Source organism: Tersicoccus mangrovi, from assembly GCF_036881825.1.
Taxonomy (GTDB): Bacteria; Actinomycetota; Actinomycetes; order Actinomycetales; family Micrococcaceae; genus Tersicoccus; species Tersicoccus mangrovi.
Map to the genome: position 1 here is coordinate 116486 of NZ_JBAJMW010000002.1, position 25256 is coordinate 141741.

Below are 25256 nucleotides of genomic sequence, written 5' to 3' on the forward strand. Positions count from 1 at the left end.
GGTAGCCCCCGGCGCGCAACCGCGTCGGCCGAACTCGCGGCCGGTTCAGCCGAACGTGACGCGCGGGGTCGCGGCGTCGTCAGGATGGGCGGCCCACCAGGCGGCGCACGCGGCGCGCCAACCGTCGAGGTCGTCCTCGCCGGCGCCCTCGACACGCACCGAGTCCCCGTCGACCCGGGCGTGAGCGTCGCTGCAGCGGAACCCGTCGTCGTCCGGCCGGGCCTCGGGCACGGCGGTGAACAGGTCGCGCAGGTCCGCGAGCAGCAGGTCCGGCCGCTGGCCGGGGACGGCGGCGATCGCGGTGTGCACCGAGTCGACCCCGGTCAGCACGAGCGCCGACGTGAGGCCCGCGTTGTTGCCGCCGAGGACGTCGGTGTCGAGCCGATCCCCGATCACCAGCGGCTCGGTGATGTCCAGCTCCGCGGCGGCCGCACGGAACAGCGGCGCCTCGGGCTTGCCGGCGACCAGCGGATCGACCGACACGGCCGCACGCACGGCCCCGACGAGCGTGCCGTTGCCGGGGGCGATGCCGCGGTCCCGCGGGATGGTCGCGTCGGTGTTGGTCGCGACCCACAGCGCACCCGCGTTGATCGCGTAGCCCGCCTCGGCCAGGTGGACCCACCCGATCGACGGGTCGAAGCCCTGGATGACGGCGCGCGGCTCGTCCGTGGCGGACGTGACGGGAGTCAGGCCCACTCGCCGGACCTCCGCGGCCAGGTAGTCGCTACCGGTGATGAGCACGGCGTCGCCCGGCGTGAGCTTCTCCGCGAGCAGCCGCGCCCCGGCCTGGGCCGACGTGACGACGGTCCGTTCGCTCGCCGGGGCGCCGAGCTCGACGAGGTGGGCGGCCACGTCGGCCGGCGAACGCGAGGCGTTGTTGGTGACGTACCCGACCGCCAGCCCGGCCTCGACCACCTTGTTCAGCGATTCGACGGCGTGCGGGATGGCGCCCGGCCCCGCGTACACGACGCCGTCGAGGTCGCAGAGCAGCCCGTCGAAGCGGTCGATCAGCCGACCGTTCCCGTCCGCGTCACGAGATTCGCCGCCCGGGCGGTCACCGCTCACGCGGTGGGTCCGGCGTCGTCCGCCGACCGAGCGGGCTTCGCTTCCGTCTCGTCGTCCGGCTCGGCAGCGTCAGCCTTCGACGCGGGAGCAGCGTTGTCGGTGTCGATGTCCAGCGGCGGCGCGTCATCCGTCACCTGGACGGACTCCGACTCCGTCTCGTCGTCCGGCTCGGCAGCGTCAGCCTCCGACGCGGGAGCAGCGTTGTCCGTGTCGGTGTCCAGCTCATCGTCGTCGCCCGACTCGATGCCGTCGTCCAGTTCGGTCTCGTCGTCGGGCTCGGCAGCGTCAGCGTCCGACGCGGGAGCAGCGTTGTCCGTGTCGATGTCTGACTCCGGCTCACGGTCCGCCCGCTCGTCGTCGCGTCGACCACGGGACGGGCGCTCGTCCTCGTCGTCGCCGAGATCGATGATGTCGGGCTCGGCGAAGTCACCCACGCCGAGGGCCTGTTCGGCCCGCTCCGACTGCACGCGCCAGCGCTCGGACTCGCCGGTGCGGCCGACGGCGTCGAGCGCGTCGGCGTAGGCGAGGAACAACCGCGGGCTCCACGAGAAGGCACGATTGATGTCCAACTGCGGGACCTCGAGGGCGCTCAGGGACTCCTCCGAATGGCCGAGATCCGCGTGGGCGCCGGAGACGACCATCGCCAGTTCGACACGGGTGGGGGCGTCGAGCGTCTCGAGGTCGACGCTGCCGGCGAGTTCGATCGCCTTCTGCGGCCGCCCGAGGCCACGCTCGCAGTCGGCCATGAGCGCCAGGTACTCGTTCGACCCGCTGATGCGGCGGAAGGTGCGAAACTCGCGCAGGGCCTCGGCGAAGTCGCCGGCCTCGTACGCGGTGATGCCGACGGCCTCGCGCACGGCACCGATCCGGCCACCCCGGCGGCTCGCCGCTAGGGCGTGCTCGAACGCGAGCTCGGGGTCGATGTCGAGGTAACGCCCGGCCATGACCAGGTGCTTGGCGACCCATTCCGCGTTCTTCGATTCCAGGGTGCGCAGTTGCGCACGGACGGACTTGTCGAGCTCGCTGCCGGTCACGTCCTCGTCGATGTCCGGGGACTTCGGGCGATCGGGCCGGTTGGACCGGCGCAGGTCGTGGTGCGGGGCCTGCTGCTCACGCTCGGCGCGGTCGCGATCGTCCTGACGCGGACGGTCCTCCCACTGACGACGCGGCCGGTCACCGCCGGCACGGTCGTCGCGGCGGGGCCGATCGGTGCGGTCCCGATCATCGCGGCGCGGGCGGTCTTCCCACTGACGGCGGGGCCGATCGTTGCCAGCGCGCTCATCCCGTCGGGGACGGTCCTCCCACCGGCGACGCGGACGGTCCCTACCGGACTGATCGTCCTGACGCGGCCGATCCTCCCACTGGCGGCGAGGCCGGTCGTTACCAGAACGATCGTCGTGGCGCGGCCGATCGTTGCGGTCCCGATCATCGCGGCGCGGACGGTCCTCCCACTGACGGTGCGGACGGTCCTCCCGCGGATGGCGCGGCCGATCGCTGCCGGACTGGTCGTCACGACGGGGGCGGTCCTCCCACTGCCGACGCGGCCGATCGCCACCGGCGCGGTCGTCACGACGGGGCCGATCGTTGCCGGACCGGTCCTCCCACGGACGACGAGGCCGATCGCTCCCGCCACGGTCGTCACGACGGGGCCGATCGTTGCCGGACCGGTCCTCCCACGGACGACGAGGCCGATCGCTCCCGCCGCGGTCGTCACGACGGGGCCGATCGCTCCCGCCACGGTCGTCGCGACGGGGCCGATCGTTGCCGGACCGGTCCTCCCACGGACGACGCGGACGGTCCCCGCCACCGGACTGGTCATCGCGACGGGGACGGTCGCTGCCGGACCGGTCCTCCCAGGGCCGACGGGGCCGGTCCCCGCCACCGGCACGGTCGTCCCTGCGCGGCCGGTCGCGCCAGGAGCCACCCCGGTTGGCACCGCTGCCGCCGCGCGAGTCGCCCGGTCGGCCGGACCCACCCGGTCCGCGTCGCGGGCCTCGCCGCTCGTCGCCTGTGCCGTCAGCCATCTGTGTGCTCCATCCTTCGTACCGGCGCACCGCGTCGGCGGACCGCTCTCCCTCTGCATGATGTGGTCGGCGGCTGCGCGGGAAGGGCCCGGGCGCCGACATCGACACTCGAGTCTAGTCGAGGTCGGATCGGCCGCCGAGGAAGCGCACGAACCGCTCGAAGGCGTCGGACCACGTCTCACGCGGCTGCGCGTCGTCGATCCGCCAGGTCGCGGTCGTCCCGGGGGCGCCGTCGGTCGCTTCGCCGAGTTCGACCAGGACGGTCGAGGCCTGCAGCACCGGCGCGTCGGGAGACCACTCGAGTTCCACCCAGCGGTCCTGCTGCCAGCCGCGTGCCTGCGCCCAGAGGGCCGTCTCGTTCCGTGGTCCGGTCTCGACGAGGGAGTCGCCCTCGAACTCGAGGAACGCGTCCTCACCCCAGGTGCTCACCTCGGACAGCGGCCACCACAGATGGACGCTGTCGGTGAGCGCCCGGAACGCGGCCTCCGGCGGGGCGCCGACCGTCGCGGTCAGCACGAGCGGGCCGTGGGACTGCGGCGCGGCCGCGGGCTCCACAGCCGGGGCGGCGTGCGAGAACGGCGAGAAGACGCTCGGCTCCTCGGGCATGCGGCCACCTCCCGTCGACGAACTCCCGGCGGTGTCAGTTGCGGTAGTTCTCCACCTCGGCGGCCGGACGGACGTGCGCCTCGTCGGGGTTGTCGCCGAACTCGGACTTGCTGCGCCGCTGCCGGAGCAGGTCCCAGCACTGGTCCAGTTCCGCCTCGACCGACCGCAGGCGCTGGCGGTTCTCGTCGGACTTGTCGGGGTTGTTGCGGAGCTCGTGCTCCTCCGCGATCAGGTCGTTGATGGACGAATTGATCGACGCGTTGCTGCTCTGCTCGGCCATGCTGCGAATCTAGCACCGGGCAGCGACAGTCGGCTTCCGGCAGCCAACGCCCGGGAATGCCCGCCCGCGCCGCCCCGTTGTGCCGATGACAACCGCTTCCACGAGAGGACGACCCATGGCGCAGACCGCCGACATCACCGAGTACACCCCCGCCGACGGGTCGATCACCATGTTCTCGACGTCGTGGTGCGGCTACTGCCGCCGCCTGAAGACGCAGCTGGCCGCCGACGGCATCGGCTTCACCGAGATCAACATCGAGGAGACCCCCGGCACCGCCGACCTCGTCGAGGCGATCAACAACGGCAACCAGACCGTGCCGACCGTCATCTTCCCGGACGGCTCCAACGCGACGAACCCCTCCGCCAAGGAGGTCAAGGCCCGTCTGGGCCTGTAGACACCGCGACGACCGGTCGACACGAACCGGTCCCGCCTTGCCCCGGCCGGTGGCCGCCTCCGTAGGATGGCGGCGGGATCCCGATCCCGCTGACATCCCGTGCGGCGGCGGCCCGACCGGCTGCGACCGCACGGACACACGCCGCCGTCGGAAGGTCACAGCATGGTTCACCGGGTCAAGGGCATCGTCGTCACGGGCAAGAACGAACCGGTCTCCCTCGAGACCGTCCTCGTCCCCGATCCCGGGCCGGGTGAGGCGCTCGTCGACATCATCACCTGCGGGGTCTGCCACACCGACCTGCACTACAAGCTCGGCGGCATCAGCGACGACTACCCCTTCCTCCTCGGCCACGAGGCGACCGGCCGGGTGAGCGCAGTCGGCGAAGGCGTCACCGAGGTCGCCGTCGGCGACCGGGTGATCCTGAACTGGCGCGCCGTCTGCGGCGAGTGTCGTGCCTGCCGCAAGGGCCAGCCGCAGTACTGCTTCAACACGCACAACGCCACCCAGAAGATGACCCTCGAGGACGGCACCGAGCTGTCTCCCGCTCTGGGCATCGGCGCCTTCATCGAGAAGACCCTCGTCGCCGCCGGCCAGTGCACGAAGATCGACGAGGAGTCCGACGCCGCCGCCGTGGGCCTGCTCGGGTGCGGCATCATGGCCGGCATCGGTGCCGCCATCAACACCGGCGCCGTGCAGCGCGGCGAGTCCGTCGCCGTCATCGGCTGCGGCGGGGTCGGCTGCGCCGCGATCGCCGGGGCGAAGCTGGCGGGCGCGACGACGATCATCGCCGTCGACATCGACCAGCAGAAGCTCGCCCGGGCCCAGGAGCTCGGCGCGACCCACACCGTCGACTCCTCCGCCTCCGACCCCGTCGAAGCGATCCGCGAGCTGACCGGCGGGTTCGGCGCCGACGTCGTCATCGAGGCCGTCGGCCGGCCGGAGACCTACCGGCAGGCCTTCTACGCACGCGACCTGGCAGGCCGCGTCGTTCTCGTCGGTGTCCCGACGCCGGAGATGACCCTCGAACTGCCCCTGCTGGACGTGTTCGGCCGCGGCGGCTCCCTGAAGTCCTCCTGGTACGGCGACTGCCTGCCCTCGCGTGACTTCCCCATGCTGGTCGACCAGTACAAGCTCGGCCGCCTCCCCCTCGACGCCTTCGTCACCGAGCGGATCGGCCTCGACGACATCGAGGCCGCGTTCGAGAAGATGCACGCCGGCACGGTGCTGCGCTCGGTGGTCGAGCTCTGATGGCGGGCAACGGGCCCACCCGGATCGACACCCTCGTCACGAGCGGCACCTTCTCGCTCGACGGCGGCACCTGGGACGTGGACAACAACGTCTACGTGATCGGGGACGACGCCGAGTGCATCGTCATCGACCCGGCGCACGACGCCGACGCCGTCGAGAAGGCGGTGGGCGGCCGTACCGTCACGGCCATCCTGCTCACGCACGGGCACGACGACCACATCGGCCAGGTCGCCGACGTCAAGGCCCGACTGGACGCCCCGGTGTACCTGAACGCGAACGACCGGGTGCTGTGGGACCAGACGTTCGACGACGCCGCCCCGGACCACGCGATTGAGGACGGCCAGCGATTCACCGTCGCCGGCGCGACCCTGGAAGCGATCCACACGCCCGGCCACTCCCCCGGCTCCACCTGCTTCTCCTGGGAGGACAACGCCACGCTGTTCAGCGGGGACACGCTGTTCCAGGGCGGCCCGGGCGCGACAGGCCGCTCGTACAGCGACTTCGGCACCATCGTCGACTCGATCACCAACCGCCTGCTGACGCTGCCCGCCGACACCCGGGTGCTGACCGGTCACGGCCCGGCGACGACGATCGGGGACGAGGCGCCCCACCGGCAGGAATGGATCGACCGGGGCCACTGAGCCCGGGTCTGCCGGTCCGCCGCGTGCTTGAGCGGCCGGCCCTTCAGGGGGTCGGCTGCTGCGTGCCGGGCATCTCCCGGAGCGTGAGGATCTGCAGGGACCGGCCGAACGGGCCGATCTCGTCGTGCAGGACGGTGGAGGTGATCCCGACGCCGTCGGGCCCGAAGTCGACCGACACGTCGAGGCCGAGCCACGCGCCGACCGGCTCACGCAGCAGGTGCAGCTGCAGGTCGACGTTGGGGAAGATCCAACCACCGGCGGGGTGGACGCGGGTGGCGACGCCGTTCGCGGCGTCGGCCATCCCCATCAGGTGCTCGAGCGCGCCGGTCTTCTCGCCCTCCACCAGCGGCAGGTCCGTCGTCAGCCACACGCGGCCGCGTCCCGGCTGGTGGTCCGGCAGCACGCGGCCGGTGAGCGATTCGATGAAGCCGCCGCCCCACTTCTCAGTCATCGGGTACGGCTCGGCCTGGTCCGGGCCCGGCAGCGGGTCGACGGTCAGGCCGGTGACGGGCGTCGAGTCGGTGGTCGCGAGCCGCCAGCCGGTGGCCCGGACGACGGGGCGGCCGTTCGCGATCATCTCGGCCTGCACGAGCTCGATCGTGCGGCCGGGACGCACCGTCGTGGTCTCGATGGTGAACTCGCCGGCCGGGATCAGCCCGAGGATCTCGCAGCCGATCCGCGCGAGCCGCAGGCCGGGGCGCGCCTCGTGTCGCAGCAGCGCGCGGGTGAGCAGGCCGGTGACCGGCGCCATGTGCTGTTCGTGCTCGTTCCAGGCACCCTGGACGGCGCGGGTCGACTCCCACCTCCCGTCGCCGAGATCGCGGTAGTAGCTGACGGGCTTGTCGGTGCTGTCGTCGGCGGGCACGGCGGCGCGCTCCTCGGTGGTGGGGTGGGTCACGCCCGCCACGCTATCAAGCACAGCTGCATCCTCTGCGCGGTCCGCTCAGCGCACCGTCAGGTTGGCCCGTCGACCGTAGGCCCACACCAGGTGCTCGATGAACGAGTCCGCGGTGAGCGCCGGCGCGAAGTCACTCGCCGACCCGATGGTGTCGGCATCGAGCGGCAGCTCGAGATCGCCGTACACGTCCGTGATGAGGGTGCGCAGGGAGGCGGTGTCCCGGACGCTGACGACGGCGCTGATCAACCAGGCGCCCGCGATCACCCGCTGGGCGACGCCCACCAGCTTCGCCCGGTGCACGCCGTCGGTGCCGAACACGCTGTGCTCACCCGGGCAGTACTCCCCCGGCAGTTCGCCGATGCCCGTGCTCACACCGGCGCGCTCGAGGGCGTCGGCGATCACGGCGGAGAACTCCTGGTAGCGCGTCTGGGAGCCGACGATCGGGTCCGGATGAGGCTGCACGTGGTCGATGATGACGGCACCCTCGTCGTAGATCGCCACCCGGCCGCCGGACTTGCGCACGGTCGGGGTGTATCCGGCGTCGCGGCACCGGGCCGTGGCGGCGACGTAGCCGTGCAGGCGCACGTCGCGCTGACCGAAGGCAGCGGTCGGCCGGGGCCGGTAGATGCGCACGGTGGGGGCGACGGCGCCCTCCCGGGCGGCCGCGAGCAGGTGCAGGGCGTAGTCGAGATCCGGCTGCGCGCCGAACGACGTGTCCTGGACGACGACCTCGAGGTGCTCGGTGAACAACCCGTCAGCCACGCCATGCCTCCCCTCGCCTGTCAGCGCACATATCCACAGGATGCCACGGCCCCTGTCACCGGCCGCGGGCGGCGCGTCATCATGGGGCCATGACCAGCCACGCGAGAACCGTCGATGCACTCCTGGACGCCTGCGGCACCACGTTCGCCGAGGACGCCGGGATCACCCTGAAGGACGCCCCGGCGCCGCTGTACCAGCTGCTCGTGCTGGTCACGCTGCTGTCGACCCGGATCAAGGCGGACATCGCGGTGGCCGCGGCCCGCGAACTGTTCGACGCCGGGTGGACCACCCCCGAGCGACTGCGGGACTCCACGTGGCAGCAGCGCGTGGATGCCCTCGGCCGGGCGCACTACCGCCGCTACGACGAGGGCAGGGCCACCCGGCTCGCCGAGGGCGCCGACCTGCTCCTGGAGCGGTGGCACGGGGACCTGCGGCGGTTGCGGGACGAGGCCGGAGACGCCGCCGGCGTTCAGGCCTCGCTGCGGGAGTTCCCCGGCATCGGGCCGACCGGTGCGGCCATCTTCTGCCGGGAGGCCCAGGGCGTCTGGCCGGTGCTGGCGCCGTTCGCGGACCGCCGCGTCGCCGACGGGGCGGCGAAGCTGGGACTGCCGACGGACGAGAAGGCTCTCGCCGCGCTCGTGTCCGCGGAGGATCTGCCGGCGCTGGTGGCGGCGTGCGTCCGGGTGGCGCTCGACGACGGCCTCGCCGAGCGTGTCCTCAGCGAGAGCTGATCAGCTGAGGTGCCGGAACCGATCCCACAATCGATCCCAGGGGGCGACGGGTCCACGACAGGCGGTGATCGGTTGGCCCTGTTCCTCGTTCTTCACGCCGACCCTGTTGTCGAGCGTGGCGATCTGGGTGCACGAGGCGAAGAGATTCGCCACGCGCCGTCCCTGCGAGCCGACGATGACCACGGTGTCAGCCCCGGCGGGCGGACCACCGTCGTCTCCCAAGGCGTTGTGGCCGCTGACGACCGGAGGAAGGTCGCGCCCGAAGCGATTCAAGGCACCGGCTTCGCCGTAGTTGGAGGCGATGACGGCATCAGCGTGAGTCGCCGCCGAGGCCGCCGACACCTGCGCCGCGTAGGTCTCCCAGCCCACCTGGTCCCCGGCGGCCGTGTTGATCGCGGCGAGGCCCGTCGCACCGAACACCTGCATCGGCAGCAGTGGTAACGAGGTCAGCGCACAGCCGACCGCGTTGACGACGAGTAGCCCGGCGACCAGCCAGCGGCGTCCGCGGGTGCGCGCCCATGCCGTCACCGGGACGGCGCCGATCGCCACGAGCGTCGCCAGCACCCCCGCCGTGTAGTAGTACTGGGTGCCGCCGATGAAGACGAAGGCCACGACGACGGCCACGGTGACGCCGAACCACCGCAACTGCCGCCAGCCGGGGCGCCGGAACAGCCCGACGAGGCCGAGTATCCAGACCGCGGCCAGGACCGGCCCGACGAGCAGGACGAGCATCGGCCACATCAGGATCCTCACCTGGGCGCCGTTGTGCTGGCTGAGGGCTGCTCCCATCGCCAGCTGGGGCCAGCCGTGAGCGATCTGGTACACGACGGTCGGAATGGCCAGTACGCCCGCGAGCGCCACCCCGGCCCACATCCAGCGGCACGCGAACCAGCGGCGCGGCCCGACGACGGCCAGACCGGCGGCGATCCCGGCCATGAGCACCACCACGAGCACCTTGTTGAGCGTGCTCGCCCCGATCACCGCGCCCGCGGCCACCCACCACCGGCCGTCCATCCGCAGCACCGCACGGAACGCGAACAACAGGGCGGCCGGCCACACCACCAGGTCGAGCGACGCGGTGAGGAGCACGTGGCCGAACAGCAGCGTCAGGGTCGCCCCGGCCATGGCCCACGCGGTGAACCGTTGAGCGCGACGGTCGCCGCCGACCTCCCGCGTGATGAGTGCCAGGAGGAACAGAGAGCCGGCAGCGCAGAGCAACGGGACGACCCTCAACGCGACCACACTGTCACCGAGCAAGTGGACCGCGGCGTGGGCCAGCAGCGGCGTCAGCGGCGGCTGGTCGGTGTATCCCCAGTCGAGCGGAAGCATCCGGAAGTAGAGCTCGTCCCGGTGGTAGCCGTACCACGGGGCCAGGACGGCCAGCACGACGACGAGCACCAGGACCGCTGCAGCGAAGTCCCGGAGCGCGAAGGGGTGCCGCGGCGCAGGCACTCCCTCCTGGCCGACCCCGGCCGGCGCCAACCGCCGGCCCTCGGCCCCCGACGAGGCATCCGAGCTCACGCGCTCAGCCTAGGGTCGCACTGCGGACGACTTCCGTCCGGGTGCTGAAAGAGCGTGGACTCCGGCGAGATGCGTGCGCGGGCGTGCCGGACGAGACCACCTCGCCGAGCGCGTCCTCAGCGGGAGCTGAGCAGTTTGACCGTCGCGCGGTCCGGACTGACGCCGGTCTTGATCACCCGGCCCCGTCGGAAGCGGTTGACGACGCGCGGATCCACGTAGCTGTTGCGGGCCATCGCCGGGGTGTTGTGCAGGGTCTCGGCGGTCTCGCGCATGGCGCGGGAGATGGCCCGCGCTTTCGCGCTGTCGGATGCGGCGGCGCCGACCGTCTCTCCCGCCTCGGCGAGGCTGATCGCGGCGGTGACGGTGCCCTTCCACGTGCGGAAGTCCTTGGCGGTGAACTCCCCGCCGGCGATGTCGGCGATGTAGTGGTTGATGTCCTGGCTGGTCAGACCCACGCGCTTGCGGCCGACCCGGTAGGAGAGGAACCGCTTGTTCCCGCCCTGGCCGCCCCGGTCCCGGGCGAAGTCGGCGAGCTGGTCGTCGTCGAGCAGCAGGTCCCACTCCTTGCCGGACTTGCCCGTGAACCGCAGCCGGATCGTGTCGCCGTCGACCGAGACGTGCCGGGCGAGCAGAGTGGACACCCCATAGGAGCCGTTGTCCTGGGCGTACTTCTTTCCGCCGATCCGCAGCGATCCGTAGTCGAAGAGCCGGACGGCGGCGGCGAGGCACCGCAGGCGCTCGTCCTCGCGCTGGGCGATGTCGCGGGAGACCGCACGCCGCACCCGGGACATCCGCGACCCGAGGTCGAGGGAGCGCTCGTACTTGACGCTGGACCGCCGGCCGGTCCAGCGCTCGTGGTAGATGTACTGGCGCCGGCCGGCGCCGTCGGTGCCGATGGCCTGGATGTGCTCGCGTTCGGTCGGGGCGATCCAGACGTCGTGCCAGGCGGGCGGGACGGCGAGGGCGGCGAACCGGTCCTTGAGGGTCTCGTCGGTGACGTTGTTGCCGTTCCAGTCGAGGTACTCGAAGCCCTTGCCGCGGCCTTTGCGGATGTATCCCGGGCCGTTCGTCCTGGCCCTCTTCAGTCGCTCGCTCCGCGTACCGGCCACCGGCCCTCCCGTCGTTCGTGCCGCATCCCGCCGTTCATCAGCAGGCTTGCTGTGGGGTCAGCCTACGGCACGGTCTCTCGACGAACGAGAGGACCGGACCCGTGTCTCAGGCGTCGCGCCAATCGTCGCTCGTGAGGTGGGAGCCCGCCTGTGGGCCCATCTGGAGCATGCCTCCGTCGACCGGCCAGGACGCGCCGGTCACGTAGCTGGCGGCCGACGACGCGAGGAAGGCGATGACGGCGGCGATCTCGTCCGGGCTTCCGGGCCGGCCGAGCGGGATGCCGGGCCGCTTCTCCTTGAATGCGTCCTCGGCCTCGGCGTCGTTCATGGGGGTCGCGATCTCGCCGGGCGCGACGGCGTTGACGGTGATGTCATGACGGCCGAGCTCGAGGGCCATGGTCTTCACCAGGCCGCCCAGCCCGTGCTTGGAGACGTCGTACGCGGAGGCGCCGACGCGGGGCTGGGTCTCGTGGACGCTCGTCACGACGATCAGCCGGCCGCCGTCACCGGCGTCGACCATCCGCCGCGCAGCACGCTGCAGGCAGACGAAGGCGCCGGTGAGGTTGGTGTCGACGGTGGTCCGCCACGTGTCGAGGTCGAGGTCGAGGAAGGGGGTGCCGTCGCCGGTGCCGGAGTTGTTGACGAACACGTCGAGGCCGCCGAGGTCCTCGGCGAGGGCGTCGATGACGTCGCCGCACCCGGGCAGGTCGCTCGTGTCGAGCTGGCGGACGGCGGCCTGCTGACCGGCGTCGCGGACCGCTCGAGCGGTCTCCTCGGCGCCGTCCTGATCGGAGTGCCAGGTGATGCCGACGTCCAGGCCCGCGTGGGCGAGGGCGACGGCGGTCGAGCGTCCGATGCCGGAATCGGATCCGGTGACGATGGCTCGGCGCGGGGTGAAGGCCACGGCATGCTCCTGAAGTCTCGGGATCGAGCCACCGGTCAGCAGCCCATAAGCATGCTTTCGAATAGCGGCCGAACGTGCAAGAGTTGGTGCATGAGCAGCAACCCCGACCCGGAGGACGAGCGCGTCACCGGTCTCGAGCCCGGCGGCGGCGTCCCCCCGGGTGAGACCCCGCCTGCGGAGGGCAGTATTGCCGAAGACATCGGCCACGAGGAGGAACGCGGCAAGGCGCCCCGCGCGTTCAACGCGCTGTGGATCGTCGCGATCGCCATCGTCGTCGTGCTCGTCATCATCTTCTTCGTCGGTAAAGCCGTCGGCCTGTTCACCATGACCGGCGTCGCTCTTCCTCTCGGCGCGGGAGTGCTTCGCCTCTAGCGGTCGAGATCGGCAGCGAACGACATGCCCATGACGGTGCGTCGAGGAACGGAGCCTGTGGAGTCGTCGTCGACGTGGCTCATGCCGATCTTCTCGGCGACGCGGAGGGAAGCAGTGTTGCGCGGGTCGATGATCGCCACCAGTTCAGGCGATCCCAGCACGTCCCGCGCGAGGTCGCGGCAGGCCGCTGCGGCTTCGGTGGCGTAGCCGAGCCTCTGCCGGTCGGCGCGGACGTGGTAGCCGACCTCCAGCCGTCTGGTGTCGTTGACCCGCTGCCAGGTCAAGCCGCAGTCGCCGAGAAACTCGCCGGCGTGGGTCTCGATGATCCACAGCCCGTAGCCGTGTTCGGCGTAGTTGCGCTGGTTCCAGGCGATCCAGCCCGCCGCCTCGTCGCGGGTCTTCGGGGCCGGGTAGTAGGTCATGACGACGGGGTCGCTGAGGAGCGCCGCCATGGCGTCCAGGTCGGCCTCGGTCATCTCACGGAAGCGCAGTCGCGCGGTCTCTGCTGGGAACACCCGATCACGGTAGCGGGCGGCGCTCCCGGCTCGCGCTCGGTGCGGTCAGCGCGTCGGCAGCCCGCAAGCCCAGCCGTTGGGATCGGCGGCGCAGTTGTCGGCGACGTTGGCAGCCTTGGCCCGCCAGACCGTGAGCCCCACCGGAGCGCTGTCCACGCTGATGGTGCCGGCGATCGGCTGGTAGGGCCGTCCGTTGTAGGTGTACTCGCCGCGGTAGATCGTGCTGACGGTGACGCCCACGGTGCCGGTGGCGCGGTAGATATGGCTGGTCGCCGTCTTCGCACCCCACTGGGCGCGGGCCAGTGGGCCGCCCGGATCCTCCACCGGCCCGAGGCTCGTGCCGTCGCCGTAGTGGAAGGTGTAGGCGACGGGGATGGCGCGGATGGTGACGTCGAAGGTCTGGATGCGGGTGGTGAACACCTGGGTGCGGCCGACGGCGTAGACATTGGTCTCGGCCCCGCGCAGGGTATGAGGCGACGGCTGGACGACGCTCGAGGCCGCGAGGACGTCGAGCCGGCGCATGTCGTCGACGGTGACGGTCGGCGAGGTGATCTTGACCGGCTTCCCGTCGGGGGCTGCGAGCACCGGCAGCCCATTGGCGCTGCAGAAGACACCGCCCGTGGGCTCCCACTGACCTGCTTTGCCGTTCACGGTTGCCTGGACCGCCACCCGGTAGCCGACGTTGCCGGGCGTATCGGCGCACAGGTTCTCCACGACACAGGTCTGTTCGGGAGTCTGGCCGCTGCAGATGGTGTCGTAGCGAACTTCGTAGGTGATCTTCGGGCCCACTCGAGCAACGGTGATGATCGGCTTGCCAGCCGGTATGGCAGTTCCGTTCAAAGACACTGTCTCGGAACCGGCCTTACCAATAACAATCTGCTTGTTCGCATCATCCATGGAACCGCCCAGCCCGGGAAGTTCTCCTGTTGCCGGATCCGCGGCAACAGAAGGTGCCAAACTGCTTAACAGCATCAGCACGACTAATAAGGTCGCAGAGAAGAAGCGTCTACCCTTTAAGGCGATCATAATTGACCACCTCCCACCGTCCGCCTGAGTAGGACGTCTCCAGCAAGAGAATGTATTCGCCTACATTCGGATTGCGCGCCTTCAACGTTCCGTTTGAACTGAAGATCGAATAGGGCTGCTGTGAGAGTCCGACTAGGACGATATACCTGCCATTGACATCCGGGAGGAAGCCGTCTCGCAGTTGCATCTGACCAGTGATCTTTCCACCGGAACCCCACCCGTTCGACGGAATGCTTCGATCGAATGCGTCATATAGAGCGACGCAGTCGACACACTTCTTCGAGGAAGCATCTCGAACGACTGAGCTGTCGCTTGTCTCATACGCGTACGACAGCGCCGCCACCCAGTACGCGGCATAGGCCTTCAGCCCCGCCTCGGTCTTCTGCTTCGCTGCAGCCGGCATCGTCGGCTTCGGCAGGTTCCTCGCCGGACCCTTCGCGCTGCCGGCCGTCGGGCGCGGGTCGGGCGTCGGCGTCGCGCTCGTCGACGGCGTGGGGCTCGCACTGACCGACACGACCGGTGACGCACTCGGCCCCCCGGACGTCGGCGGGCTCCCGGAGGGCGTCGGACCGCCCGTACATCCCGACGCCGCGACTGCCAGCACCACGGCCCCCACCGCGGACGCGGCCCATCGCACACCTGTCGCCACTGTTCTCGCTGACACCATGTGTCCCCCGCTCGGTCAGTCCGACCGACCCCTCGGCCGATCGGAATCCACCACCGCGCACACTGCCCCGCTTGTTCGAGACAGCGTACCGGAGGTTGTGACGCAGGCCACGAGGTTATCCACAGGAGTGTCCGAAATGTCGTCAGCATTCTGCCTTTCCGCCGGCTCTGCCCCTCCGATAGTCGCTTCTGCACCTCCCCGCGCATCGCGGGAGGTGTGCGGCCCAGGGAAGGGGCCGCCGACCGTTCGACAAGGGAGTGTCCATGAAGTCCTTCGCCTGTGGCGACGTCGTGCCCGGCTGCCAGGCCCGCTGGGTCTGCAACACCGACGAGGAAGTCCTCTTCCAGGTGGCCCAGCACGCCGCCACCGCTCACGGCCTGACCGAGGTGTCGCCCGAACTGGTTCAGTCCGTGCGCGGCGCTATCGTCACGGTCAGCTGACCGGCTCGACACCGGAACCGACGGCGTCCGGTGCGGCGATGACCGCACCGGACCCCGCCTGGTCCGCACGCTTCCACGACGTCCTCTCCGGCGCCGCCCTCGCTCGCGGCGCGATCGACACCGCGTACCAGCCCATCGTCGACGTCGCCCGCGGCACCGTCGTCGGCTACGAGGCCCTCGCGCGTTTCCCTGGCTTCGACGAGCGCAATCCCGAGCGCTGGTTCGGTACCGCCCGCGACCACGGCTGTGCCGCGGAGCTGGAAGCCACCGCGCTGCGCTGCGCGCTCCGCCACCGCCGAGCCCTGCCGTCCAACTGCTTCCTGACCATCAACGTCTCCCCCGACCTGCTCGGGTCCGAGCCCATCCGCGCGGTCTGGCGGGAGCAGGGCGACATGAGCGGCATCGTCGTCGAGCTGACCGAACAGGCCCCGATCGACTCCTACGCCGACCTCGACACGGACCTCGACCAGCTGCGCGGCGCCGGCGCGCTGATCGCCATCGACGACGCCGGCTCCGGGTACGCCGGCCTCCAGCATCTCGTCCGGCTCCGGCCGTCACTGATCAAGATCGACCGCGGGCTCATCCAGGACGTCGACATCGACGAGACCAAGCGCGCTCTGGTGGAGATGATGGGCACCTTCGCCAGCCGGATCGACGCCTGGGTGCTCGCCGAGGGCATCGAGCGCGCCGAGGAACTCTCGACTCTGGTCGACCTCGGCGTGCCCCTCGCTCAGGGGTACCACCTGGGCCGGCCCGGTCCGCCGTGGGCCCCGATCGAGCAGGCCACCGCCCTGCACCTGGCTTCGAGCGCCCATCCGCACTTGATGTCCGAGCGCGAGCTCGACGAGGGCCACCGCACCGTGCGGGGTTGCCTCGAGGTCGCGCCGACCGTCCTGGACATCACCGAAGCCCCCACAGTGTTCGCCGAGGGATCGCACCTGAACGCCGTCGTGCTCATCGACGACCTCGACCGGCCGGTCTCGGTCCTCGAGTCCACGTCCGACCTGTTCGCCGCGACCGCCGGCATGCGAGTCAACGTGCACACCCCCTTGACCGAGGCGCTCGAGCGCGCGGTCACCCGGCCCGGGTCGCAGCGGTTCGAACCCCTGATGGTCACCGATGCGGCCGGCCGCTACCTCGGCGTCGCGCGCCTCGAGCGGATGATCACCGCGGTCACCAAACTGGCGGTCTGACGACCTCAGTCCCGTCCGCGCAAGCGCTCCATCTCGCGGCGGTCCTTCTTGGTCGGCCGCCCCGCGCCGCGGTCCCGGACCGGCACCTGCGGGACGACGACGCGCGGGCGCGCCGGGGTGTGGTCGAGGTAGCACTGCTGGGCGACCGGGGCGCCGACGCGCTTGGCGATCAGCCGGGTGACCTCGAGGATCCGGTCGAACCCCTCCTGCCGCACGCGGACGGTGGTCCCGGGCACGACGGTCTGCGCCGCCTTCGCCGGGTTGCCGTCGATCCGCACATGGCCGGCGCGGCAGGCCGCCGTCGCGGCGGATCGCGTCTTGTAGAGGCGCACCGCCCACAACCAGGCGTCGACGCGGACGGAGCCGGCGGGTTCAGGCACGGGTCTCGACGGGTACGGTCACGCGGTGCGGTGGCGCTGGGCGCTCAAGGCGATACGGTCGGCGTTGACCAGCATGCGGGCCCGCGCCTCGGTGCTCACGACGTGGGTCTTGCCGGACGAGAGCATGGAGACGACGAACTTGCCGCCCTCACTGGTGTAGCCGCGCGGGCGCGCCGACCGCGGGGCAGGCGCCTCGGAGCTGACGTGGCGCCCGGCGTGTTGCTCGGATGTCATCAGAACCTCCTCAGGGTCGCTGGTCCCATTGTGTCACTCCAGCCGTCGTTGCCGCCTCGGCCTCGGCGACGAGGGCGGCCGATTCCACGGCCGCGGACACGGTGTCGGCCCGCCGCCGTCGCGCCGAGGCCCGGGAGTCTGGCGAGCGCGTCCCGCACCGCTCCCATCGAGGCGGAGGCGGTGTGTCAGAGGCGGCGTGTCGGAGGCGGTATGCCAGAGGCGGCGTGTCAGAAGGGTGGCGGGTCGTCGGGTTCGGTCGGGTATCGCCGGCCTGCCGGCGACGTCCAGACAAGGCGAGCCACCGAGTCGGGGGCGGCGCCGGGTGGCACGCTGACCGTGTCGACCGACCACCCGGAGTGGTGCTTGAGGACGTGGTGCTTGCGGCACAGGTGCGCCAGATTGCCCGGTTCGCTCCTGCCGCCGTCGACCCACGCGGTGACGTGGTCGATGTCGCAGCGGGCGGCCGAGCTGCCGCATCCGGGGAAGCGGCAGGTGCCGTCGCGGACGGCGAGCGCCCGGCGGAGTGCCGCGGGGATCCGGTACTGGGCACCGTTGGTCACCAGCACCGGGATAGCCCGCCCACCGTCGGCGAAGGATCGGACGGACGTCGCGTCGTGACCGGCCGTGACGCCGAGCAGGAACAAGGTCGCTGCGGTCGCGAGATTCCGGGCGTCGGCGGCCGCGATCGGGCCGAAAGCACCAAGGTGTGCCGGATCGTCGCCGCCGAGAAGGGTCTCGGCCGAGACCGTCAGCAGGATCTGAGGCACCGGGTCGTCCGCGGCGTCGCGGTGGAAGCCAGCCGCGCCTCGACGACGGTCCCCTGCGCGCTCAGCCGCGCCTCCGGCGGTGACGTGTCCCGGATCGTCCGGAGTCAGACCGCTGAGCAGATCAGCCAGGACGTCGGCGCGCAACTGCGTGACGGTCCGCGGCGCCTGTCGCTTGTCGCGTGCCCGACCGACATCGGCGTCGTCACTCCACGACGCGCCGAACGACGACGAGTGGACGGTCTCCCTGGAACGCTCCGCCTCCCGCAGACTCCGGGCGATCGACGACAGCCGTCCGTCGATGGTGAACGCCACCGCGGCCGGAAGCAGCGCCGTCAACCGCGCCATCCCGTCCTGGTCAGGTGAGATGCGCACGAACCGCTCCGCGCGGGCGGCGCATTCCCGTTCCTCGAAGGTGGACGGGTGGCAGCGTTCCTTCACCTGGCGCGCACGGACCCCGAGGCGAGCCGGCGTCATTCCGCAGGCGGCGGCCTCGAGCAAGACAGCTTCAGTGACATCGATGGCCGACCGGAGACGGTCTTTCGCCGCTTCGTCCGTGACGGCCGGGAGTGCACCGACGTAGTCGGCGGTCTCCTGGGCGATCAGCTGGGCCGCACGGGCGGTGATGCTTCCGCCGCTCAAGGCCGCTGCCGTCCGCGTCAGGTGCTCGGCCAGCAGCTCGGCCTCGTCGAGCAGTCCGTGAGCCGCCGATTCACTGACGTGGAGCGCGCAGGCGATCTCGGCGATCGCGCTGCGCTCCCCCACCGCCAGCCGCGCGACTCGTGACAGCCCCGGCGCGACGTCGTCGTCGAACGCGCGCTGCGGATGAGCGTCGATCCACTCCGCGTGGGAACGTTGCGCCGCATGATCGGTCTCACGGGCGAGCCGGTACTTCGTCGACGCGACCCACGACTCGAGCCGCCGCACGTCCTCCAGCGCGCTCACGCCGGCATCGAGATCCGAGCCGACGGTGATGGTGGACAGTCGCCCCACCAGTTCCGTCGCTGACACCGGAGCGTCGGGCTCGCGCGGCATGGAGGACACCGCGCCGACCTCGATGAGGTCGAGACCGGGCAGCGGATGATTGACGAACGGCGGTCGGGCCGTGCTGCTGGACGGGCGAGCGTCCGTGGGTGCCTCCATGACCTCACTCAACCAGCCGACACCGACAGAACTCACGTGCGCCGGCAGCTGTGGACAGCTCAGCACTGTGGAGGGAGAACGTCGCGCGCCACGACGCCGAGAAGCCCGTGCCACACTCGACCCATGCGTGAGCTCGTCGTCCTCGGTACCGCGTCCCAGGTGCCCACGCGCGAGCGCAACCACAACGGGTACCTGCTGCGGTGGGACGGGGAGGGACTCCTGTTCGACCCGGGCGAGGGCACGCAGCGGCAGATGATCCGGGCCGGCGTCTCGGCCAGCCAGGTCACCCGCATCTGCCTGACCCATGTGCATGGCGACCACTGCTACGGCCTGCCGGGGGTGCTGTCCCGGATGGCGCTCGACGGCGTTGCCCACCCGGTCCACGTGCACTACCCGGCCTCGGGTGAACCGGTGGTCGGGGCACTCGTGGCCCTCGCGACGCCCGGCATCGACCTCCACCTGCACCCGCACGGCAGCGCCGGCGAGATCGCCGATGGGCTGTCCATCCGGCCGCTGGACCACCGGATCGAGGCGTACGGCTACCGGCTGGTCGAGCCGGACGGCCGCACGCTTCTGCCGGAGCGGCTGGCGGCCGCGGGCATCGGCGGGCCCGCCGCCGGGCGGCTGCAGCGGGCCGGCGTCGTCGACGGCGTCCGGCTGGAGGACGTCAGCGTGCCGCGTCGCGGCCAGCGGTTCGCGTTCGTCATGGACACGGCACCCTGCGACGGCGCCGACGAACTGGCGGAGGCCGCGGACGTCCTGGTCGCCGAGTCGACGTTCGCCGACGACGACGCCGAGCTGGCGGCCCAGTACCAGCACCTCACCGCGGGGCAGGCAGGAGCGCTGGCGGGTCGGGCCGGTGCCGCCACCCTCGTGCTCACCCACTTCTCATCCCGGTACCCGAACGTCACTCCCTTGGCCGCGCAGGCCCGGGCGCAGGCTCCGCACACGACCGTCGCCGCCGCGAACGACCTCGACCGGGTCGGCTTTCCCAGTCGGCGCCCGGGCGGGTGACGCGGGCAAATCCGTCCGCGCGATCTGCAGGCGTGACCGCAGGTAGCACCACTGCTACCGTCACCGCATGGGAGTCATTCCGCAGGAGGAACTCCGCAACCACATCGATGACGTACTCCGCCGCGTCGAGGCCGGCGAGGTCCTGACGGTGACCGTCTCCGGCCGCCCGGTCGCCGAGTTGCATCCCACGTCACGACGCCGTTGGGTCAGTGGCGCTCCCCTGGCACGAGTCTGGCATGGGCCCGCTCCCCGCGGCTTCGAAGCCGACCTCGATCACCTCGGTGCTGATCGCCGGGGACGCGCCGGGTGACGTGGAGGCCGCGATCAGCGTCGTGTCCCTCACCGAGCTTCACTTCGGCGTGGTAGCCACCGACGTCGACGAACGAGCCCGTCGCACTGATCGGCTCGCCGCCGTCGAGGCCGCTTTCGACCCGATCCCAGTCATGCCCGAGGTAGCGCGAGCGTGGGGGCGGCTGGCTGCTGCTGTACAGCAGCGAGGCGGTCAGCCGCGACGACGCCAGATCGACCTCGCCATCGCTGCAACCGCCGCCGTCGAAGGCGTCCCCCTACTGACGCACAACCTCGCCGATTTCCAGATCGTCGGCGACCTGGTCGACGTGCGTGGGCCGACGGTAGGGTGACCGAGCCGCGCGACTCGGCAACCCGCAGTGACAGCCGATCGGACGAGCACCGTGTTCTCGGTGTGCCACGCCACCAAGGTCGCCTGCTCCGGAAACGCAACGGACCAGCCGCCGGTCTCCGACCACGTGCGGCGGGACTCGGAGAACGCGATGATCAAGCAGCGGCTGAAGAATCCCGACGACGAGCTGGAGCTGGTGATCGTCAAGGAAACTTCAGCGAACCGGAGCAACCTCGCCCAGCCGGGCATTAGGTTATACCCGACGCGTGCGATCAAACACGCGCCAATCTCCGGAGAAGTTTCGAATACTCCAGGATGAAGTAATCAGGTTCTCGTGCCGCCGAGTAGAAGTGCTCAGAATCCACACCATGCTCTTGGTCCAATTCAAGCTCTTGCCGAATGCGTTTCACTATGGCCTTGGGGACTTCGCGCCCATCGCCGGTGTTCGTGAAGTAGGCTTGCAACCGCCTAGACCGGGACAATCTAAGAATTCCTCGACGTTCGACGACGAACCGCGAGATTTCGAGCTTATCGCCGCGGTGTTGGGCGATGTCGCAGCCACGGTTCTTCAGGAGCTTCGACAGTTCTCGCCAGGTTACTGATCTTTCCTCTTTGCTAACTGATCGTGACTTCCGGACTATCCAGTCTGTGATCTCCGAGGTCTCCCGATCCGATATCTGATCGTAGACGAAGCCTGACGGCAACAGCTGGTGAGACGCGACTCTCAGCATCCATTTGAACAGTTCGTCTTCGTTGGATTCAAGCACGAAGTTATTACGATCTAGGAAAACTAGGAGCGCCACTAGAGCGGTTCTCTTGTTCCCGTTGTGGAATGGGTGGTTTTGGACTAACGAGTGCAGGAGTGCCGCACCTGCGGACTGGACGGTCGCATACTTGTATTGACCTCCAAGACTCGTGGCTGGCCTTGAAACGGCGCTTTCCAGAAGCTGGTCACTTCGTACACCCGGGGGGCTTATCGGGTCTTCCGCTTCCGCAAAGTCACGTTCAAGCTCCTTATGTATTCCTCGAATTTCCTCGGCAGTCAGGAGTCGACTCTCCCTACACGTTCCCTTTGCCGTCCATTCAAACGGAGTAGCAACTGGTCGCGACTCGCCCTTGAGGATCTCGCGCCGCTGCTCCAGCTTGCGGGCGCCGTCGTGATCCGAAGACTGTAGATAGGAGTTCAGGCGTCTGATGGAGCCTTTCGGCATGCTGATGGTTCCCGATTTCAGGGTGAAGCCTAGTTGCCCCAAGAGCTCTGTTAGTTCGTGGCGCTCAATCCCATATTCGTTCAGCCAGTACGAAACTCTCCTTTGCTGCGGACCGGGAACGCCGAGCGCACGTTGAGCCGCATGAATATCTCGCGCGTCTACTACAGACGCTGGCGACTCGACGTAATCAACGCCTTCACCCCATAGCGCCACTAGAGCCTGTTCAATGTCAACCTTCGCCCTAGATGCCAACGACGCGACCGTCACCGGACCCTCGCCACGATCCCCCAATTCTCATTTAGGACGCGAGCCTCAGAAGTCCCAGTCCTCGTCCTCCGTCGCCACGGCCTTGCCGATGACGTAGGACGAGCCGGAGCCCGAGAAGAAGTCGTGGTTCTCGTCCGCGTTCGGGGAGAGAGCCGAGAGGATCGCCGGGTTCACGTCCGTGACCGTGGACGGGAACATCGCCTCGTAGCCCAGGTTCATCAGCGCCTTGTTGGCGTTGTAGTGCAGGAACTTCTTGACGTCCTCGGAGAGGCCCACCCCGTCGTACAGGGCGTGCGTGTACTGCACCTCGTTCTCGTACAGCTCGAACAGCAGCTCGAACGCGTAGTCCTTGATCTCGGCCCGCTTTTCCGGGGAGACCACCTCGAGCCCGCGCTGGAACTTGTAGCCGATGTAGTAGCCGTGCACGGCCTCGTCACGGATGATCAGCCGGATCATGTCGGCGGTGTTCGTCAGCTTCGCCCGGCTCGACCAGTACATCGGCAGGTAGAAGCCCGAGTAGAACAGAAACGACTCCAGCAGGGTCGAGGCCACCTTGCGCTTGAGCGGCTCGTCGCCCTGGTAGTAGTTCATGACGATCTGCGCCTTGCGCTGCAGGAACTCGTTCTCCGTGGACCAGCGGAACGCCTCGTCGATGTCCTTCGTCGAGCACAGCGTCGAGAAGATCGACGAGTAGCTCTTCGCGTGCACCGACTCCATGAACGCGATGTTGGTGTACACCGCCTCCTCGTGCGGGGTGATCGCGTCCGGGATCAGCGACACCGCGCCCACGGTGCCCTGGATGGTGTCCAGCAGCGTCAGGCCCGTGAAGACCCGCATGGTCAGCTGCTGCTCCTCCGCGGTGAGGGTGTGCCACGACTGGATGTCGTTGGACACCGGCACCTTCTCGGGCAGCCAGAAGTTGTTGACCAGCCGGTTCCACACCTCAACGTCCTTGTCGTCCTGGATGCGGTTCCAGTTGATCGCCTGGACGTGGTCGACCAGCTTGAGGTTCTCAACCATGGGAGTGCTCTTTTCTGCAGAAGGAGGGAGTGGGGAGAAAGCGCGTCACAGCATGCAGCTGACGCAGCCCTCCACCTCGGTCCCCTCGAGGGCCAGCTGACGCAGGCGGATGTAGTAGATCGTCTTGATGCCCTTGCGCCATGCGTAGATCTGCGCCTTGTTGATGTCGCGGGTGGTCGCCGTGTCCTTGAAGAACAGCGTCAGCGACAGGCCCTGGTCCACGTGCTGCGTGGCGGCCGCATACGTGTCGATGATCTTCTCGTAGCCGATCTCGTACGCGTCCTGGAAATACTCCAGATTGTCGTTGGTCATGTACGGCGCCGGGTAGTACACGCGCCCCAGCTTGCCTTCCTTGCGGATCTCGATCTTCGAGGCCACCGGGTGGATCGACGACGTCGAGTGGTTGATGTAGCTGATCGAACCGGTCGGCGGGACGGCCTGCAGGTTCTGGTTGTAGATGCCGTGCTCCATGACCGACGCCTTCAGCTCGCGCCAGTCCTCCTGGGTGGGGATGTGCACGTTCGCGAACAGCTCGCGCACCTTCGCGGTCTGCGGCACCCACTCGGCCTCGGTGTACTTGTCGAAGAACTCCCCCGACGCGTACTGCGAGTTCTCGAACCCGCCGAACGCCGTGCCGTGCTCCATCGCCAGCAGGTTGGAGGCCCGCAGCGCGTGGAACAGCACCGTGTAGAAGTAGATGTTGGTGAAGTCCAGGCCCTCCTCGGACCCGTAGTGCACCCGCTCCCGCGCCAGGTACCCGTGCAGGTTCATCTGGCCAAGCCCGATGGCGTGTGAGGACTTGTTGCCCTCCGCCACGGACGGCACCGACGAGATGTAGGACATGTCCGACACCGCAGACAGGGCCCGGATCGCCGTCTCGATCGACATCCCGAAGTCTGAAGAGTCCATCGTCTTCGCGATGTTCATCGACCCCAGGTTGCAGGAGATGTCCTTGCCGACGACGTCGTAGGACAGATCCTCGTTCAGCTCCGACGGCGCCGAGACCTGCAGGATCTCCGAGCACAGGTTGGACATGGTGATCTTGCCGGCGATCGGGTTGGCCTTGTTCACCGTGTCCTCGAACACGATGTACGGGTAGCCGGACTCGAACTGGATCTCCGCGAGGGTCTGGAAGAACTCCCGCGCGCTGATCTTCGTCTTCTTGATCCGCGCGTCGTCGACCATCTCCTCGTACTTCTCGGTGACGTTCACGTCCGAGAAGGGCACGCCGTAGACGCGCTCGACGTCGTACGGGGAGAAGAGGTACATGTCCTCGTTGCGCTTGGCCAGCTCGAACGTGATGTCCGGGATGACGACGCCCAGGGACAGGGTCTTGATCCGGATCTTCTCGTCCGCGTTCTCCCGCTTGGTGTCGAGGAACCGGTAGATGTCCGGGTGGTGGGCGTGCAGGTACACCGCGCCGGCACCCTGGCGCGCGCCCAGCTGGTTCGCGTAGGAGAAGGAGTCCTCGAGCAGCTTCATCACGGGAATGACGCCGGAGGACTGGTTCTCGATCTGCTTGATCGGGGCGCCGTGCTCACGGATGTTGGTCAGCGACAGGGCGACGCCGCCGCCCCGCTTGGACAGCTGCAGCGCGGAGTTCACGCCGCGGGCGATGGACTCCATGTTGTCCTCGATGCGCAGCAGGAAGCAGGAGACCAGCTCGCCGCGCTGGGCCTTGCCCGCGTTGAGGAACGTCGGGGTGGCCGGCTGGAAACGGCCGGCGATGATCTCGTCCACGAGGTGCTCGGCGAGGGCCCGGTCACCGCGGGCCAGGGCCATGGCGACCATGCACACCCGGTCCTCGAACCGCTCCAGGTAGCGCTTCCCGTCGAAGGTCTTCAGCGTGTACGAGGTGTAGTACTTGAACGCACCGAGGAACGTCTCGAACCGGAACTTCTTCGCGTACGCCCGGTTGTAGAGGGAGCGGATGAAGTCCATCGGGTACTGGTCCAGCACCTCGCGCTCGTAGTACTGGTGCTTGACCAGGTAGTCGAGCTTCTCCTCCAGGTCGTGGAAGAAGACGGTGTTGTTGTTCACGTGCTGGAGGAAGTACTGGTGCGCCGCCTCCCGGTCCGCGCCGAACTGGATCTTCCCGTCCGCGTCGTACAGGTTCAGCATCGCGTTGAGCTCGTGGTAGCCGAGCCCCTGGAACGCGGCGGGGATCGCCTTGTCCTCGTGGCCCTT

At 69.3% G+C, this 25256-nt stretch carries 28 protein-coding genes; 10 read left to right on the forward strand and 18 right to left on the reverse strand.

Going from position 1 to position 25256, the window contains the following annotated elements; translation table 11 throughout:
* Positions 1-45: 45 nt before the first annotated feature.
* From V6N00_RS04300 to V6N00_RS04315, 4 genes are all read right to left on the reverse strand, one after another.
* A complete protein-coding gene (locus V6N00_RS04300; RefSeq protein ID WP_334230857.1) occupies positions 46-1065 on the reverse strand; it encodes an HAD-IIA family hydrolase in 1020 nt (339 codons plus the stop codon).
* Entirely contained in the window at positions 1062-2099 is a 1038-nt protein-coding gene (locus V6N00_RS04305; RefSeq protein WP_334230858.1) for a hypothetical protein, read from the reverse strand. The genes V6N00_RS04300 and V6N00_RS04305 overlap by 4 nt, the downstream gene beginning before the upstream one ends.
* Before the next feature lie 1104 nt (positions 2100-3203).
* Positions 3204-3695: an SRPBCC family protein gene (locus tag V6N00_RS04310; RefSeq protein ID WP_334230859.1), complete on the reverse strand. Its 492-nt coding sequence runs from the start codon at positions 3693-3695 to the stop codon at positions 3204-3206.
* A 34-nt stretch (positions 3696-3729) separates the two neighbouring features.
* Positions 3730-3975 (reverse strand): DUF2630 family protein, encoded by a 246-nt coding sequence (locus V6N00_RS04315; RefSeq protein WP_334230860.1) that lies wholly within the window; start codon positions 3973-3975, stop codon positions 3730-3732.
* Positions 3976-4090: 115 nt separating this feature from the next.
* Here V6N00_RS04315 and V6N00_RS04320 point away from each other — a divergent pair, with 115 nt between their 5' ends.
* From V6N00_RS04320 to V6N00_RS04330, 3 genes are all read left to right on the forward strand, one after another.
* Positions 4091-4369: a mycoredoxin gene (locus V6N00_RS04320; RefSeq protein ID WP_334230861.1), complete on the forward strand. Its 279-nt coding sequence runs from the start codon at positions 4091-4093 to the stop codon at positions 4367-4369.
* A 162-nt stretch (positions 4370-4531) separates the two neighbouring features.
* The gene (locus V6N00_RS04325; RefSeq protein WP_334230862.1) at positions 4532-5617 is read left to right on the forward strand and encodes an S-(hydroxymethyl)mycothiol dehydrogenase; all 1086 of its coding nucleotides are present in this window, start codon (positions 4532-4534) and stop codon (positions 5615-5617) included.
* Positions 5617-6258 carry an MBL fold metallo-hydrolase gene (locus V6N00_RS04330; RefSeq protein ID WP_334230863.1) on the forward strand — a complete coding sequence of 214 codons (642 nt, stop codon included), beginning with the start codon at positions 5617-5619 and terminating at the stop codon, positions 6256-6258. Before V6N00_RS04325 ends, V6N00_RS04330 begins: the two co-directional genes overlap by 1 nt.
* Before the next feature lie 43 nt (positions 6259-6301).
* Here V6N00_RS04330 and V6N00_RS04335 read toward each other — a convergent pair whose 3' ends face one another.
* On the reverse strand, positions 6302-7123 hold the full coding sequence (locus V6N00_RS04335; RefSeq protein WP_334231186.1) for a thioesterase family protein: 822 nt from the start codon (positions 7121-7123) through the stop codon (positions 6302-6304).
* Positions 7124-7201: 78 nt separating this feature from the next.
* Positions 7202-7918, reverse strand: coding sequence for a lipoyl protein ligase domain-containing protein (locus tag V6N00_RS04340; RefSeq protein WP_334230864.1), 717 nt, complete (start codon positions 7916-7918; stop codon positions 7202-7204).
* Positions 7919-8007: 89 nt separating this feature from the next.
* Here V6N00_RS04340 and V6N00_RS04345 point away from each other — a divergent pair, with 89 nt between their 5' ends.
* Positions 8008-8649, forward strand: coding sequence for an endonuclease (locus V6N00_RS04345; protein ID WP_334230865.1), 642 nt, complete (start codon positions 8008-8010; stop codon positions 8647-8649).
* On the opposite strand, the gene V6N00_RS04350 is transcribed toward V6N00_RS04345, so the two are convergent.
* The 3 genes from V6N00_RS04350 to V6N00_RS04360 all read right to left on the reverse strand — a co-directional run bounded on the left by V6N00_RS04350 (position 8650) and on the right by V6N00_RS04360 (position 12183).
* On the reverse strand, positions 8650-10170 hold the full coding sequence (locus V6N00_RS04350; RefSeq protein WP_334230866.1) for an ArnT family glycosyltransferase: 1521 nt from the start codon (positions 10168-10170) through the stop codon (positions 8650-8652). It abuts the gene before it with no gap.
* 116 nt (positions 10171-10286) lie between these two features.
* Positions 10287-11279 (reverse strand): DNA topoisomerase IB, encoded by a 993-nt coding sequence (locus V6N00_RS04355; RefSeq protein WP_334230867.1) that lies wholly within the window; start codon positions 11277-11279, stop codon positions 10287-10289.
* 106 nt (positions 11280-11385) lie between these two features.
* On the reverse strand, positions 11386-12183 hold the full coding sequence (locus V6N00_RS04360) for an SDR family oxidoreductase (RefSeq protein WP_334230868.1): 798 nt from the start codon (positions 12181-12183) through the stop codon (positions 11386-11388).
* Positions 12184-12273: 90 nt separating this feature from the next.
* On the opposite strand from V6N00_RS04360, the gene V6N00_RS04365 reads away from it, so the two are divergent.
* Entirely contained in the window at positions 12274-12555 is a 282-nt protein-coding gene (locus tag V6N00_RS04365) for a DUF6480 family protein (RefSeq protein ID WP_334230869.1), read from the forward strand.
* On the opposite strand, the gene V6N00_RS04370 is transcribed toward V6N00_RS04365, so the two are convergent.
* The 3 genes from V6N00_RS04370 to V6N00_RS04380 are packed head-to-tail and all read right to left on the reverse strand — an operon-like array spanning position 12552 to position 14610.
* Positions 12552-13070 carry a GNAT family N-acetyltransferase gene (locus V6N00_RS04370; protein WP_334230870.1) on the reverse strand — a complete coding sequence of 173 codons (519 nt, stop codon included), beginning with the start codon at positions 13068-13070 and terminating at the stop codon, positions 12552-12554. The genes V6N00_RS04365 and V6N00_RS04370 overlap by 4 nt on opposite strands.
* A 45-nt stretch (positions 13071-13115) precedes the next feature.
* On the reverse strand, positions 13116-14048 hold the full coding sequence (locus V6N00_RS04375) for a hypothetical protein (RefSeq protein WP_334230871.1): 933 nt from the start codon (positions 14046-14048) through the stop codon (positions 13116-13118).
* A 28-nt stretch (positions 14049-14076) separates the two neighbouring features.
* Positions 14077-14610, reverse strand: a complete 534-nt coding sequence (locus tag V6N00_RS04380) for a DUF6318 family protein (RefSeq protein ID WP_334230872.1) — start codon at positions 14608-14610, stop codon at positions 14077-14079.
* 416 nt (positions 14611-15026) lie between these two features.
* Between V6N00_RS04380 and V6N00_RS04385 the strand changes: the two genes are divergently transcribed.
* On the forward strand, positions 15027-15203 hold the full coding sequence (locus tag V6N00_RS04385; RefSeq protein ID WP_334230873.1) for a DUF1059 domain-containing protein: 177 nt from the start codon (positions 15027-15029) through the stop codon (positions 15201-15203).
* Between the two features lie 38 nt (positions 15204-15241).
* A complete protein-coding gene (locus V6N00_RS04390; RefSeq protein ID WP_334230874.1) occupies positions 15242-16396 on the forward strand; it encodes an EAL domain-containing protein in 1155 nt (384 codons plus the stop codon).
* A gap of 5 nt (positions 16397-16401) precedes the next feature.
* Here the strand turns inward: V6N00_RS04390 and V6N00_RS04395 are convergent, their stop codons facing one another.
* The 3 genes from V6N00_RS04395 to V6N00_RS04405 all read right to left on the reverse strand — a co-directional run bounded on the left by V6N00_RS04395 (position 16402) and on the right by V6N00_RS04405 (position 18917).
* Positions 16402-16776, reverse strand: coding sequence for an RNA-binding S4 domain-containing protein (locus V6N00_RS04395; protein ID WP_334230875.1), 375 nt, complete (start codon positions 16774-16776; stop codon positions 16402-16404).
* Positions 16777-16794: 18 nt separating this feature from the next.
* The gene (locus V6N00_RS04400) at positions 16795-17010 is read right to left on the reverse strand and encodes a hypothetical protein (RefSeq protein ID WP_334230876.1); all 216 of its coding nucleotides are present in this window, start codon (positions 17008-17010) and stop codon (positions 16795-16797) included.
* Between the two features lie 227 nt (positions 17011-17237).
* Entirely contained in the window at positions 17238-18917 is a 1680-nt protein-coding gene (locus tag V6N00_RS04405) for an HNH endonuclease signature motif containing protein (RefSeq protein ID WP_334230877.1), read from the reverse strand.
* Positions 18918-19040: 123 nt separating this feature from the next.
* Between V6N00_RS04405 and V6N00_RS04410 the strand changes: the two genes are divergently transcribed.
* The 3 genes from V6N00_RS04410 to V6N00_RS04420 all read left to right on the forward strand — a co-directional run bounded on the left by V6N00_RS04410 (position 19041) and on the right by V6N00_RS04420 (position 20572).
* A complete protein-coding gene (locus tag V6N00_RS04410; protein WP_334230878.1) occupies positions 19041-19931 on the forward strand; it encodes a ribonuclease Z in 891 nt (296 codons plus the stop codon).
* 67 nt (positions 19932-19998) lie between these two features.
* Entirely contained in the window at positions 19999-20241 is a 243-nt protein-coding gene (locus tag V6N00_RS04415) for a type II toxin-antitoxin system Phd/YefM family antitoxin (RefSeq protein WP_334230879.1), read from the forward strand.
* Entirely contained in the window at positions 20168-20572 is a 405-nt protein-coding gene (locus V6N00_RS04420) for a PIN domain-containing protein (protein ID WP_334230880.1), read from the forward strand. Before V6N00_RS04415 ends, V6N00_RS04420 begins: the two co-directional genes overlap by 74 nt.
* A gap of 271 nt (positions 20573-20843) precedes the next feature.
* Here V6N00_RS04420 and V6N00_RS04425 read toward each other — a convergent pair whose 3' ends face one another.
* The 3 genes from V6N00_RS04425 to nrdE all read right to left on the reverse strand — a co-directional run bounded on the left by V6N00_RS04425 (position 20844) and on the right by nrdE (position 25235).
* Entirely contained in the window at positions 20844-21782 is a 939-nt protein-coding gene (locus V6N00_RS04425; protein ID WP_416385025.1) for a type II toxin-antitoxin system death-on-curing family toxin, read from the reverse strand.
* 312 nt (positions 21783-22094) lie between these two features.
* Complete coding sequence (gene nrdF, locus V6N00_RS04430) at positions 22095-23069, reverse strand: class 1b ribonucleoside-diphosphate reductase subunit beta (RefSeq protein ID WP_334230882.1); 975 nt, start codon at positions 23067-23069, stop codon at positions 22095-22097.
* A 45-nt stretch (positions 23070-23114) separates the two neighbouring features.
* Positions 23115-25235: a class 1b ribonucleoside-diphosphate reductase subunit alpha gene (nrdE, locus tag V6N00_RS04435; RefSeq protein ID WP_334231187.1), complete on the reverse strand. Its 2121-nt coding sequence runs from the start codon at positions 25233-25235 to the stop codon at positions 23115-23117.
* Between the last annotated feature and the right edge of the window lie 21 nt (positions 25236-25256).

What these genes read in the sequence shown, in the direction of transcription:
- V6N00_RS04310 (WP_334230859.1), bottom strand. Translation starts at nt 3,695, where the DNA reads ATGCCCGAGGAGCCGAGCGTCTTCTCGCCGTTCTCGCACGCCGCCCCG.
- V6N00_RS04315 (WP_334230860.1), bottom strand. Translation starts at nt 3,975, where the DNA reads ATGGCCGAGCAGAGCAGCAACGCGTCGATCAATTCGTCCATCAACGAC.
- V6N00_RS04320 (WP_334230861.1), top strand. Translation starts at nt 4,091, where the DNA reads ATGGCGCAGACCGCCGACATCACCGAGTACACCCCCGCCGACGGGTCG.
- V6N00_RS04325 (WP_334230862.1), top strand. Translation starts at nt 4,532, where the DNA reads ATGGTTCACCGGGTCAAGGGCATCGTCGTCACGGGCAAGAACGAACCG.
- V6N00_RS04330 (WP_334230863.1), top strand. Translation starts at nt 5,617, where the DNA reads ATGGCGGGCAACGGGCCCACCCGGATCGACACCCTCGTCACGAGCGGC.
- V6N00_RS04345 (WP_334230865.1), top strand. Translation starts at nt 8,008, where the DNA reads ATGACCAGCCACGCGAGAACCGTCGATGCACTCCTGGACGCCTGCGGC.
- V6N00_RS04365 (WP_334230869.1), top strand. Translation starts at nt 12,274, where the DNA reads ATGAGCAGCAACCCCGACCCGGAGGACGAGCGCGTCACCGGTCTCGAG.
- V6N00_RS04385 (WP_334230873.1), top strand. Translation starts at nt 15,027, where the DNA reads ATGAAGTCCTTCGCCTGTGGCGACGTCGTGCCCGGCTGCCAGGCCCGC.
- V6N00_RS04390 (WP_334230874.1), top strand. Translation starts at nt 15,242, where the DNA reads ATGACCGCACCGGACCCCGCCTGGTCCGCACGCTTCCACGACGTCCTC.
- V6N00_RS04400 (WP_334230876.1), bottom strand. Translation starts at nt 17,010, where the DNA reads ATGACATCCGAGCAACACGCCGGGCGCCACGTCAGCTCCGAGGCGCCT.
- V6N00_RS04405 (WP_334230877.1), bottom strand. Translation starts at nt 18,917, where the DNA reads ATGGAGGCACCCACGGACGCTCGCCCGTCCAGCAGCACGGCCCGACCG.
- V6N00_RS04410 (WP_334230878.1), top strand. Translation starts at nt 19,041, where the DNA reads ATGCGTGAGCTCGTCGTCCTCGGTACCGCGTCCCAGGTGCCCACGCGC.
- V6N00_RS04415 (WP_334230879.1), top strand. Translation starts at nt 19,999, where the DNA reads ATGGGAGTCATTCCGCAGGAGGAACTCCGCAACCACATCGATGACGTA.
- V6N00_RS04420 (WP_334230880.1), top strand. Translation starts at nt 20,168, where the DNA reads ATGGGCCCGCTCCCCGCGGCTTCGAAGCCGACCTCGATCACCTCGGTG.
- V6N00_RS04425 (WP_416385025.1), bottom strand. Translation starts at nt 21,782, where the DNA reads ATGCCGAAAGGCTCCATCAGACGCCTGAACTCCTATCTACAGTCTTCG.
- nrdF (WP_334230882.1), bottom strand. Translation starts at nt 23,069, where the DNA reads ATGGTTGAGAACCTCAAGCTGGTCGACCACGTCCAGGCGATCAACTGG.